The sequence below is a fragment of the Anaerolineales bacterium genome, from assembly GCA_015075625.1.
GTDB lineage: Bacteria > Chloroflexota > Anaerolineae > Aggregatilineales > UBA2796 > UBA2796.
Map to the genome: position 1 here is coordinate 505,538 of JABTTZ010000001.1, position 12,514 is coordinate 518,051.

Here is a 12,514-nt window from a genome sequence, read left to right on the forward strand (position 1 = left end):
CGCTCATGGCGGTACTTTAGGAAGGGGGTTAGAATCTCGTTTGTCTGAGATCTGTCATAAAGGGGCATAAGTATGTCCAGCCCAACCGATGGCAAAATCCGTATCCTATTCCTCGCGGCAACCCCCCGCGCCACTGATCCTCTCCAACTTGGGGAGGAAGTGCGCACCATTGATGAACGCCTTCGTGCCGCCCAATTTCGGGATCGTTTTGAACTGACTCAACATTGGGCGGTACGCCTGACCGACCTCTCCGAATTGCTCTTGCGTCATCAGCCGCACATCGTCCATTTTTCCGGGCATGGCAGCACACAGGGCGAGATTGTCCTTGAGGATGCCAAAGGACGCCCCGTCACTGCCCCTGCCGCCGTCCTCAGCGATCTCTTTCGTATTTTGAAAGACAACGTGCGCTGTGTGATTTTGAATGCCTGCTGGTCGCAAACCCAAGCGGAAGGCATTGCCGCCGAGATTGACTGTGTGATCGGCATGGCGCGGGAGATTGACGACGACGACGCGCTCAGTTTTGCCGGTGGGTTTTACCGTGCGCTTGGCTATGGGCGCAGCGTTGCCGAGGCATTTGACTTGGGGCGAAATGAACTCGCCCTCAGCGATCTTTCTGCCGCTGCGACGCCACATCTGATCACGCGGCGGGTCGATGCCAGTGCCATGCGCTTTATCGAAAGCGCAATTCCCCTACCGATGACCGCAGAGACGGTAGATGCCCTGCTCACCTCTGTGTTCATCTCCTATTCCCGCGCCGATAAACCCTTTGTGGATCGTCTGACGAATGATCTAAAGGAAAACGGGGTTGATGTCTGGGTGGATACGCTAGGGCTAAAGCCCGGCACGCGCAACTGGGAACAGGCGCTGCGGGAGGCGATCCGCCTCGCCCGCTCCGTCTTGTTGGTCGCCTCCCCCAATTCACGCCGCTCGGTTTATGTTCAAGACGAACTCGCCATTGCCGAGATGTATAACCGTGAGGTGATCCCCATCTGGGCAGATGGCGATACATGGATGGACTCGATTGCGATGGGGATGGGCAAGCGCCAATTTGCCGACCTTCGCGGCAATCATTACGCAGCGGGGTTCGCGCAGGTGGTGGAAGTCCTCACCGGGAGAGCGCCCCTACCCATCCCCGAAAAAGCGCCGCCAGAAACGCCCGATTTCCCCCCCCGCAATCCGTACAAAGGGCTGCGGGCGTTCAAAGCGGATGATCAGGCTGATTTTTTCGGGCGCGATGAGGTCATTGCCGCACTCACAGCGAAAATCGAACAGCCTTCAACAGAGAGTCGTCTTGTAGCGATCCTCGGCGCGAGTGGGTCAGGAAAATCGAGTGTTGCCATGGCGGGACTCCTCCCCGCGCTCCAACGCCGTCACCCCGATTGGGTCTTTCTGCCGACGATTGTCCCCGGTATCCACCCATTGGATCGCTTGAATACGGCGCTCTCAGAGGCATTTCACCAAACGACGGCGCACATCCAAAAGGCGCTTGACGATCCCTCGACACGCGGGCTACATCTCTTGACGACGCAGCATGTTGGACGCGGGGAGCGCCGTGCCGTCCTCTTGATCGACCAATTTGAGGAACTTTTTACCCAAACGGCGGACGAGCGTGAACGCGCCGCCTTCATCGATCTCATTACGACGGCGGCAAGCGAACCCAACGGGGCGCTAATCGTCATCCTCACCATGCGGGCAGATTTCTATGATCGCCCGATGAATTATCCCGAATTAGGGCGGCTGATCAGCAGCGGCGCATCCCCCATCTTGCCCATGTCTCTGACCGATCTGCGGGACATCATCGAAAAGCCGGCGGCGCTCCCAGACGTACAAGTGACCTTTGACGAGGGGTTGGTTGGCGAGCTTGTCTTTCAACTGCGCGAACAAGTTGGCGCTCTCCCACTGTTGCAATTCACCCTCGATCAGCTTTTCGAGAAGCGCGAAGATCGCCGCCTAACGTGGCATTCTTACGATGCCATTGGCGGGGTACATGGGGCGCTGGCGCGGCACGCCGAAGCAACCTACATGGGGCTACCTACCGAGCGCCACCAAGCGCTGGCGCGAATTTTATTCCTCCGCCTGATTGAACCCGGCGCCACCGAACAAGATACCACCCGCCGCCGTGCGCCGCTGAGCGAACTACGCCTGCCCGACCCCACCCAAAGCACGCTCTTGGCAGAGGTGCGCGATGCGTTCGTGGAAAACCGCCTGCTGACGACGAACAAACATGACACGATTGAGACCATTGAGGTCAGCCACGAGGCGCTCATTCGGGAATGGGTGCGCTTGGGGGATTGGCTGAACAGCGCCCGCGAAGACCTTCGCTTTCAGCGCGGTTTTGCCCTTGATGTTGCCGATTGGCTGCGCAAGAACAAACCCAAAGACGATTTGTATCGCGGGGTGCGCCTCTACGAAGCCCAAACATGGGCAGCAAAAGCGGAAAACGCCCCTAGCGACGATGAGATCGCCTTCATCACTGCCAGCGCCGAAGAAGCCGCCCGCCAAAAGAAACTTCAAGAGGGGCTGGAACGCCGCGCCCGCCGCCGGACGCGCATCGCGTTGGGCATTTTTGCCCTTGCTGTGCCGATCATCGCGGTGATCGCCCTTGTCGCGTTGAACAGCGCCCGTGTCTCGGCAGAGAATCAGCGCCGCTCGGAGAGTCTGCGCCTTGCCGCTGACGCTATTTTGCAAACGGACATTCGTCAAAGCGAGACGGTGGCGCTGCTCAGTATTCGGGCGTTGAAAAATACCTATTCCGTGCAGGCGGATGCGGCGTTGGGACGCGCCCTCGAAAACTTGGGAACAATCCGCATCTTTGGTCCGTACAGAGATGCCTACGCCAAGAACAAAGCCGGGCATATCCAGCGCGTCCGCGCCGTTGAACTTCTGAAGGATGGCAAGACGTTCGTCAGCGGCGGCTACGACAATTCCGCCCGCTTGTGGGAGCTAGAAACAGGGCGCGAACTCCAAATTTATCTTGCCGATGAAGCCGTCCTTTGTGTAGCTGTCTCCCCCGACGAACGCTATATCGCTGGCGGAACATACCGAGGGACAATCTTCATTTGGGATCGGGCAAGCGGGGAAGTCGTCCGAAAGTGGTACGGGGAGGCAAACCAGATTTTGGGTGTCGCCTTCTCCCCCGATGGATCGCGTCTGCTTTCAGGTGGGGCAGATCGCTTGAATTTGCTGAATGTTTGGGATGTGGCAACTGGCACAGGTATTCGCTCTGTGCGGGGGCATAATGATTACATCACAAGCATCCATTACTCGCCTGATGGCTTCAGCATCCTCACCACAAGTGCCGATTACACTGCCCGTCTGTGGGACGCCAATACCTTTGAGGTGATCCGCGTCTTCAGTGGACACACGCTCGAAGTGATGGCGGGGGCGTTCAGTTCTGATGGACGCTATATCCTTACAGGCAGCGTCGATAATACCGCCCGCTTGTGGAGTGTGACTCAAGGGGCAGAGGTGCGCCGTTTTGTTGGGCATACGGATACCGTGCGGGCGGTTGCCTTCAGTCCTGATGGGCGTTATGCCGTCACCGGCGGGCAGGATAATCTCGCCCGCTTGTGGGATGTCACTGATGGGACGCTCTTAGGAACGCTCGTTGGGCATGGACAGTCAACCGATATTGACTTTACCCGTTACGATTACAGCATTCGTGTTGCCGACGATCAGCCGCGCCAAGCGGGGGCGGTGGATGCCGTTGTCTTTCACCCCAACGGAACGATGATCTTGACTGGGGGACGGGATGGGACAATCCGCTTATGGACATTCCTTGCCCGAAAATTCATCGGACACAGCGATGCCATTAGCCATGTCGCCTTTAGCCCTGATGGAAAATACATCCTCAGCGGGGGGCTGGATCGCACCGTTCGTTTGTGGGATGTGCTCAGCGGCTCGGAAGTTCGGCAGTTTGCTGGGAGTATCTTTGATATCTACCATGTTGCCTTTGCCCCTGATGGTAAGTACGTGGCGGCGGGTGGCAAAGACGGCGCGACCCGAATTTGGGAAACTTCTACTGGGTCGCTCTTGCGGCAAGTCCCCCCGCCAGAGACGTGGGATTCGGCTACGTCCTCAACAATCTGGAGCATCGCCTTCGCCCCTGATGGCAAAACCCTTCTCACCGCAGATGAGGAAGGAAACATCATCGCGTGGGATGTTCTCAGTGGGGCAAGAAACCTCCTCTATACGCCCCTTGATTCCCAAGCCAATCTAAGCGGGGGGAGTAGATACTGGAATAACACACAAATTTTTGATCTCAATTTTTCCCCAAATGGCGGCTATGTACTGAGTGCGGCAAACGACACCACTGCCCGCTTGTGGCTGCCCGAACAGGGCAAAGATATTCGTTGGTTTGTTGGGGAGACACTGGCGGGTGTCTACAGTGCGGCAATGACCGCCGATCATCGCTATGTGGCAACCGGCGGTGTAGACCGTGTGGCACGGCTTTTTGAGGTCGGGCGCAGTAAAATGATCCGCGAATTTCGCGGTCACACCGATTCGATCCTGAAGGTTGCCTTTTCCCCCGATGATCGATTCCTCTTGACGACCAGCAAAGACGGCACAGCGCGGCTGTGGAATGTCGAAACGGGTGAGGAAATCCGCCGCATGGTGGGGCATACGGGGGCTGTTCTTAGTGCCGCCTTCAGCCCCGATGGGGCGTACATTGTCACAGCAGGGGCAGACGGGCTGCTCCGTTTGTGGGACACGGATTACCTCAATTTCGTGCGCTTTGCTTGCCGCCAACTCGCCCGTGATTTTACCGAGGGGGAACGGACTGCCTATGCCATTACGGATAGTGCGGCAACTTGCCCCACAGAGAGTAACCCCGCCGGACTCCCCCCGGCGTGGACGCCCGTCCCCACCCGCAGCGCACCGCCAAGTGTCCCGCTAGGGACGCTTGTCCCCCCCGCGCTGCCCCCCAATACGATCATGGAATATCGGGCGGATCTTATCCGCGATTTTAGCCTGTTCCCCGATGGATCACGCTTAGCGCTCTACACGAACGGCATTGTGAAGATTATCGATAGCGAGAGCGGAAAGGAACTGCAAGAATTAGGGACACCGCAAAAAGGGAACGGCTATTATTTCGGCGGGGCAAAGATCACCCCTGATGGGCGCTATGCCTTGATCCGTACCGATAGCGACGACATTGAACAGTGGGATGTTCAAGATCGCTACCGTGTCCGCACCTTCGCCACGAAGCGCTATCCGGGCTTTGAAACCTATCTTTTGCCTTCTGCTGTGGGTAAGACACCCTACTTTGCTGTTTCGACGTGGGAAACGTGCGTTGTCATTGACCTGACAACGGGGGCGCGTGTTTTAGAAACAGAAGCGGGCTCCCCTTGTGTATTTTCCCCCGATGGCACACGGATAGTCGATAACAGCTACACCATCTACAACGTCGTCACCGGGCAGAAAGAGCTAGTCCTCAGGGGCGTCCCCATGCGCAATCGCGCCCCATTGATGCTGGATAACAACACCGCCCTTATCGCCTATACTACGCAAGCCAATGGGGTGGCGCTATCCCTTTGGAACAGTGATACGGGGAAGGTGCAAGCGGTCTTGGCTCACCCCATCACCCCCCCCGCTGGTCAATATACGCAAGCGATCCTCAGTTACCGGATTATGCCCGATGGCCGGTATATGCTGACGAGCGCCATTGATAATGCCTTGCGTTTGTGGGATATGCAGGATGGCACGCTGCTGCGCACCATCCGCCTAGAGACAGGCGTTAGCCCTGAGCCTTATCCCCCCACCATTCTTGCTATTGCGCCGGATGGAGAAAGCGCGTTTATCCAGATAGGAGGCTTGGGAATCATCCGACGGGTGCGCCTGACAGCCGCCCCCTAAGAGATTCTGAAAGAGGGTAATTCCTATACCAGACATATGCTATACTCGTGGGATACGTTTAAAATGCAAAGAACACCTTTCAAAACCACACCATAGTTAGGAGTTATGCACTTGCCCTCATCCCCCTGCGATGCGCCTTCGGCGTGTACCCGCTCTCTCTCAGGGAGAAAGGGGAAAAGAGGGATTGAGGGGGAAGCCCCCCCAATCTACTGCTTTCGATCAATACGGGGTACACACGTTCAACTGCGTAAGTTCTCATCATGGTTGGATAAACAGGAAAGATGCCCTCGGAAGGGTAGAATGCCATGTCTGGTAACACAAACCCACCCACCAATGCCAGTGCCGCTGATTCTGATTCGTCTAAACGGCGGGTCGCCCTGATTATTGAAGATAATGAGGATCAGGGTGAGATTATGAGCGCTACCCTGCGCCGCCTTGACCTTGAGCCGATTGTTGAGGCGCGGGGACAAGATGCTATTGCCAAATACAACGAATTGCATCCTGTCTTGATCATGTTAGACATTAACCTTCCAGACATGAGCGGGTGGGAAGTCCTTGACGCCCTGAAGGAATCAAACCCCGATGCCCCACCCCGTCCGGCGGTAATCGTCCTGACGGCGTTTGGCGACCAAAAAAACCGCTTGGCAGGAAAGATACGCGGCGTTGATGAATATTTGGTGAAGCCGCTCTTGCCCGATCAGATTTTGAACATTGTTCGTAAGGTGCTGGTGGATCGGGAGAATGACACACCCTGACCATAATCCTCAACAAGGGATGCTTAGGCGTGTGGGGCGGCTGGTTGTTTTGCTCGCCTTTTTAGGCAGCACGATTCTCATTCTTGGGATGGTGGGTGAACCGCGCCCGGATCGTACCGTGAAACGCGCTGTCTTAGATGTGCATTACCTTACCGCCCAAAAACAGAAGCGCCCTGGGCTTAGCAAAGCCTATCTGAGCTTGATCGCCGCCCATGAAGGCTGGACGCCCGATACGCTGCGCCGCTTGGGTGATCTCTACCAGCAGCAGCGGAACATAACGGCGGCTGCGGCTGCCTATGAGCGTTCCCTGCGAGGGCAACCACCCGAAGATGCCGATTTGCCCGCGCTGCGCCTTTTAACAGAGGCTGCCCTTCAGCGCCTTGACTGGATGGCTGCCCAAAGCGCCTTACAGGGGATTATCCGCCTTGTCCCCACCGATCAAACCGCGCATCTCCAACTTGGTTTGTTGTTGCTGCCCACCTCCCCCACCGAAGGGCTGCGCCATATGGCGCAAGCTGCTGAGGGGTACCCCACCCTCTATACGGTGATTGGGGCAACACTGGTAACCTATAGCGATGATCCCCCGCCGATAAAAGCCTATCGCCTTGCCCTTGTCTATCTGAATACGATTCCCTCCTCAATTGACTCCTTGCCTTTTGTGGAATATGCCCTCGTTACTGCTCTTAATGGGGAGTACAATGCCCCAGGCGTGTGGGCGATTCTCGGCTTGGTGCGGGCGCGAAGTGGGCGTGAGGGTGAGGCGCTGATTCGTCGGGCGCTAGAAGCAGCCCCAGACGATCCAACGGTGAGCTATGCAGCGGGGGCATATTTCCGCTTGCGTGCCGATTATCGTGAGGCTCTGAGGCTGCTTCTGACGGCGGCGGCACTCGCCCCGGAAAACCCTGCCATTCCTGCTGAGATCGGGGCGCTCTACCGCGATCAGGGCTTGAACGCAGAGGCGGCAACATGGTTTGCCAATGCCGCCGCTCTCGCCCCTGATAATCCAACCTATGGGGCGCTCCAAGCGACCTTCTATGCCGACGCCAACGTTGACCTGACGGGCGAAGGGTTGGCCGCATTGCAGCGTCTTTCCGCCCGCTTTCCCACTAGTGCGGATGTTTTAGCCGCCTTGGGGTGGGCGTATCTTTCTGGCGGGCGTCACGATGAAGCACGGCTCATGCTCTCTCAAGCGCTGGCGTATGAACCGGGGAACAGCCGCGCATGGTTCTATTATGGCGTTCTTTTGGAAACACTTGGGGAAAAAGGTGGGGCGGTAGAGGCATATCGGGTCGTTGTGCGGGCAGGGGGACTGTTTCGAGAGAATGCCGCACGGGGCATAGCCCGGTTAGGATAAATAGTTAGGAGCAATGGCGAGGGGGCATCATGGCATCAAAAGATATTCTAGTTGTAGAGGATGATCGAGACGCTCAAGAGCTATTGATGTATATTTTTAAGACAGAGGGCATTTCGGCTGATATGGCTTCAACCGCAGAAGACGCCGAAGGGCATCTTGCGCTCACACACTATACATTTGCCTTGATTGATCTTTCTCTTAAACCGGGGATTGATGGTTGGGAGTTGTTCTCAAGAATTAAAAAGAATCCCCAAACGGCTACCCTGCCTTGTTATGCCTTAACAGGGTATGGTGTGGCAGATTTAAAAAAGGCACTTCAGGAAGAGGGATTTTTAGAACTGATTCAAAAACCCATTGATGTTAAGGTCTTTCGTTCATGGCTGCGGAGTAAGCTAAATAGTCCTATGTGAGCCGTTGACTTCTCCTTGTACGGCGGGAAACACCCCAGAGCGCCACCATAAGCCGAAGGGCAGAGACAAGTTTTGACCACAAATAGGTGCTTAAAAAGGGAAACAGCGGCAGCCGTGCGTTGATCGCTGCCCCCTGCCCCCTATCCAATTCGCTGTGCCAATAGGCAAAGTGGGCGGCATAGCGCTCAATGATTGAACGGCTCTCATCATGACTGTTGCCATCAATAAGAATGTATTCTAGATTGGGATCCCCTTGCTCTAACACCGAACAGATTATCTGTTCAAGGTAACACCCCTGATTAAAGGACGGCGTGATAACCGTAATCTTAGGATAGGCTGTAGGCGGCATTGATGGGCAGAAACACCCCTCAGTTGATCAATTGATCATTTTCAACGATAATAGACAGTAACGACATGATAGCAAAAAGATACCATCTTCGTCATCTCTACAATCCAGCGGATTTGCCGCCATGTCGCCCTAAAATTTTTGCCTTGAATCTACAACCAACGGCAGTGTGGTAGACCAAACGGATTCCGTGTCTGAGACAGGTCCCGATTATAGGGATGATGCGGCAACTTCCGTTTGCTATGAGGAACATGAACGAACAACCGCAATTCGCGTGCGCTGGTCAGCGGACAGTAGTGGCGTTACTGAGAGCGCTGCACCGAAGAACGTTGATGGGTCACAAAACTATCGCCATACGAGGCAGCCGCCTGTGATGGACGAGGGGCGTTCGATACGCATCCTCCGATAACGATTCGCGCTGTGGCGCGGTGTTCAATGGTTGTGCTTCTCCCGCACGCCGTGATGTGGATTCACTCACGGCTTGTTGTGTTTTAAGACGACGGTGGATAGACAACGCCACCGGGGAGAGCAGCACCTGTGCCAGACCCACTTGTAATGATTTTGATCATCATTGTCGATGCGATTGTCGTTGTCGGCGTCGTGATTGTGGCGATTAATGCCATGCGTTCACGTATCCGTCAGGATGTGATCGCCGATACTGATGAACTTTTGACCAGCAAACGGCGGCTTGTCGAAGAGGAGACTCACCGCCTTATCTCGGAAGCTACCGCCCGCGCTAAAGAGGTTGAAATTGCCGCCCGCGATGATGCCCTGCGTTTGACAAACGAGGCAGAAGGGGCAGCCAAAAAGCGCCGAGTCGAACTGGATCGTGAGCTTGAGCGGCTGGACAAGCGGCGCGAAGAATTGGATAAACGGATTGAGCGCGTTGAACTGCGCGACAAGGATCTGAACAAACGTCAAGCCACGCTGGATAAACGGCGCCAGGATATTGACAAACTCTATGAGGAGCGGGCGGCAATTTTAGCGCAGATTGCGCAGATGACCCGTGATGAAGCGCGGACGATCTTGCTTAACCAAGTGGAGGTTGAAACGCGCACCGATATGGCGCGGCGGATGCGCGAAATTGAAGATGAAATGAAAGAGGACGCCGAACGCCGCGCCCGTGACATCATCGCCCTTGCCATTCAGCGTATGGCGTCTGATCAGGTCAGCGAACTGGCGGTGAGCGTGGTTACCCTTCCCTCCGATGAGATGAAAGGGCGCATCATCGGACGTAATGGGCGAAACATCCGTGCCTTTGAACAAGCGACAGGCGTCGATGTCGTTGTTGATGACACCCCCGAAGCTGTCACCCTATCTAGCTTTGATCCAGTCCGGCGGGAGATTGCCAAACGCGCTCTCGGCAAACTTGTTCAAGATGGGCGCATCCACCCGGCGCGGATTGAAAAACTGGTCGATGATTCGCGCAAGGAAGTAGATAAGGTGATCCGCGAGGAAGGCGAGGACGCCGCCTACAAAGCGGGTGTTCCAGGGCTGCACCCAGAGATCATCAAACTCTTGGGGCGGCTGAAGTTCCGCACCAGTTTTGGGCAGAACCAGCACGCCCACAGCATCGAAACGGCACACCTTGCCGGCATGATCGCCGCCGAACTCGGTGCAGATGTCGCCATTTGCAAAATGGGCGGTTTGCTGCACGATTTGGGCAAGGCGATTGACCACGAGGTGGAAGGGACGCACGCTCTCATTGGCGCGGAATTCTGTTCGCGCTACGGGGTGAATGCTAAAGTGATCAATTGCATCGCCGCGCACCACCACGAGGTCGAACAGGAATGTGTGGAGGCGATCATCGTTGAAGCCGCCGATGCGATCAGTGGAGCGCGTCCAGGGGCGCGGCGGGAAAGCCTTGAGACGTACATCAAGCGCGTTCGCCAGTTGGAGGAGATCGCCAACGGCTTTGAAGGGGTCGAACAGAGTTACGCCCTTCAAGCCGGGCGCGAGGTGCGCGTGATCGTCCGCCCCGATCAGGTTGACGACCTCACCGCCATTCGCTTGGCAAAAGAGATCGCACGGCGCGTCGAAGAAACAATGCAGTACCCAGGACAGATCAAAGTCCAAGTACTGCGGGAAGTGCGCGCCCTCGATTACGCGAAATAAGCCTCACCCCAACGAGGGAGACTGCGACAACGATCACCGTGCGGTCTCCCTTGTCAGGGGTATCTCCCTTCACTTAACACCCCCTTCACGGATTCGCTGTATGATCACGGGCGAATAGGACATTATTTCCTAAGTGTAAGGGGGATTTATGAGTGCCGTTGTTGTACCTACTGAGGAAAATGGGCAGTCGCCCTATCGCCGCCGCGCGCTCGCGTGGGCTTTTTACGATTGGGCGAATTCCGCCGTTGTGACGTTAATCATCGCCGCCGTGTTTCCCGTCTTTTACAACGGCATTGCCCAGACCGCCCTCGGTGATCAGGCTGCCAGCGCTTATTCGTTCTCGGTTTCGCTAGCGCTGCTGCTCTCGGCGGTGGCGGGTCCGATTATTGGGACACTCTCCGACATCACCGGACGGCGAAAGTTTAACCTGATTGTCGCAACGACCATGGGCGCCATTGCCGTTGCCCTCATGGTCACTATTCAAGATGGCGCATGGCAGTGGGCGTCCATCCTCTTTATTGGGACGCAGCTTTTCTTGAACATCTCATTAGGGCTGTACGATTCGCTGCTCTCGCATGTCGCTCCCGAAAATCAACGGGATCGCCTCTCGGCGCTTGGCTACAGTTTGGGATATTTCGGTGGCGGGCTGCAACTGGCGATCAGCGTTGTGATCATCCTCATGTGGGAAAAACTGGGGTTCGCCAGCCGAGGGGATGCCACACGGGTGACGCTCATCATGTCTGGCGTTTGGTGGCTGCTGTTTGCCCTGCCGCTTTTCCTACTTGTCCCCGAACCCCCTGCCACCCCACTTAAAGAGGGTACCTCACGAAATGCCATTAGCGACACCTTTACCCGCCTGCGAAAGACATTTGGTGAGATTCGTGGCTACAGCGAACTGTTTAAAATGCTGATCGCCTTCCTCGTTTACAGCGAAGGCATTGGGACGATCATCCAACTGGCAACCACCTACGGACGCCAACAAGTCGGGCTGGACGACACAACCTTGATCGGCGCACTGCTGCTGACCCAATTCGTTGCTTTCCCCTATGCATTGATGTATGGACGCTTCCCCGAAGAACAAAACAAACAGCGGACATTTTTTGTGGCACTCATCTGCTGGACGGCGATCACCTTCCCAATCATGGGCGTTTTTGCGGCTGCTGGCAATATCAGCACAAACACGACCTTCCTCTTGATTGGGGTGAATCAGGTGGTGGGCATTGCCTTCTCGTGGTTTGTGGGACGCACCCTTGTAAGACCCCTTGCCACTAGGCTGACCACGAAAACCTCAATTCTTTTTGGCTTGGGGATTTACACAGTCATTGCCATCTGGGGCTTTTTCCTCTACACGGCGGCGGAATTTTGGATGCTGGCGTTCCTTGTGGGGACGGTGCAGGGCGGCACACAGGCGATGAGTCGTTCGCTCTATTCAAAACTTTCGCCACGCAGCAAATCGGGGGAATTCTTCGGGTTTTATGGCTTCAGCGATAAATTCGCCGGAATTTTAGGTCCTTTGCTCTTTGGGGTGGTCGGCTTGAGCGGCAATCTGCGCCCGTCGATTCTCTCGGTAGTCATTTTCTTTGTGTTAGGGGGTCTGCTGCTGACGCGGGTGAACGAGAGGGTGGGGCATCAACAAGCCGAGGCAGGCGAGGCAGCAGCGGGGGACTAAAGAGAAACA

At 56.0% G+C, this 12,514-nt stretch carries 7 protein-coding genes; 6 read left to right on the forward strand and 1 reads right to left on the reverse strand.

The window, feature by feature from the left end:
• Nucleotides 1-72: 72 nt before the first annotated feature.
• The 4 genes from HS103_02205 to HS103_02220 all read left to right on the forward strand — a co-directional run bounded on the left by HS103_02205 (nt 73) and on the right by HS103_02220 (nt 8,375).
• On the forward strand, nt 73-5,856 hold the full coding sequence (locus HS103_02205) for a TIR domain-containing protein (GenBank protein MBE7511614.1): 5,784 nt from the start codon (nt 73-75) through the stop codon (nt 5,854-5,856).
• Nucleotides 5,857-6,161: 305 nt separating this feature from the next.
• Nucleotides 6,162-6,611, forward strand: a complete 450-nt coding sequence (locus tag HS103_02210) for a response regulator (protein ID MBE7511615.1) — start codon at nt 6,162-6,164, stop codon at nt 6,609-6,611.
• Nucleotides 6,598-7,965, forward strand: coding sequence for a tetratricopeptide repeat protein (locus HS103_02215; GenBank protein MBE7511616.1), 1,368 nt, complete (start codon nt 6,598-6,600; stop codon nt 7,963-7,965). The genes HS103_02210 and HS103_02215 overlap by 14 nt, the downstream gene beginning before the upstream one ends.
• 29 nt (nt 7,966-7,994) lie before the next feature.
• Nucleotides 7,995-8,375 (forward strand): response regulator, encoded by a 381-nt coding sequence (locus HS103_02220; protein ID MBE7511617.1) that lies wholly within the window; start codon nt 7,995-7,997, stop codon nt 8,373-8,375.
• Here HS103_02220 and HS103_02225 read toward each other — a convergent pair.
• Nucleotides 8,368-8,724 (reverse strand): glycosyltransferase, encoded by a 357-nt coding sequence (locus HS103_02225; GenBank protein ID MBE7511618.1) that lies wholly within the window; start codon nt 8,722-8,724, stop codon nt 8,368-8,370. The two genes, HS103_02220 and HS103_02225, sit on opposite strands and share 8 nt — an antisense overlap.
• Nucleotides 8,725-9,276: 552 nt before the next feature.
• Here HS103_02225 and rny point away from each other — a divergent pair.
• Both rny and HS103_02235 read left to right on the forward strand, forming a co-directional pair.
• Nucleotides 9,277-10,836: a ribonuclease Y gene (rny, locus tag HS103_02230; protein MBE7511619.1), complete on the forward strand. Its 1,560-nt coding sequence runs from the start codon at nt 9,277-9,279 to the stop codon at nt 10,834-10,836.
• A 148-nt stretch (nt 10,837-10,984) separates the two neighbouring features.
• Nucleotides 10,985-12,505: an MFS transporter gene (locus tag HS103_02235; GenBank protein MBE7511620.1), complete on the forward strand. Its 1,521-nt coding sequence runs from the start codon at nt 10,985-10,987 to the stop codon at nt 12,503-12,505.
• The last annotated feature ends 9 nt before the right edge of the window (nt 12,506-12,514 follow it).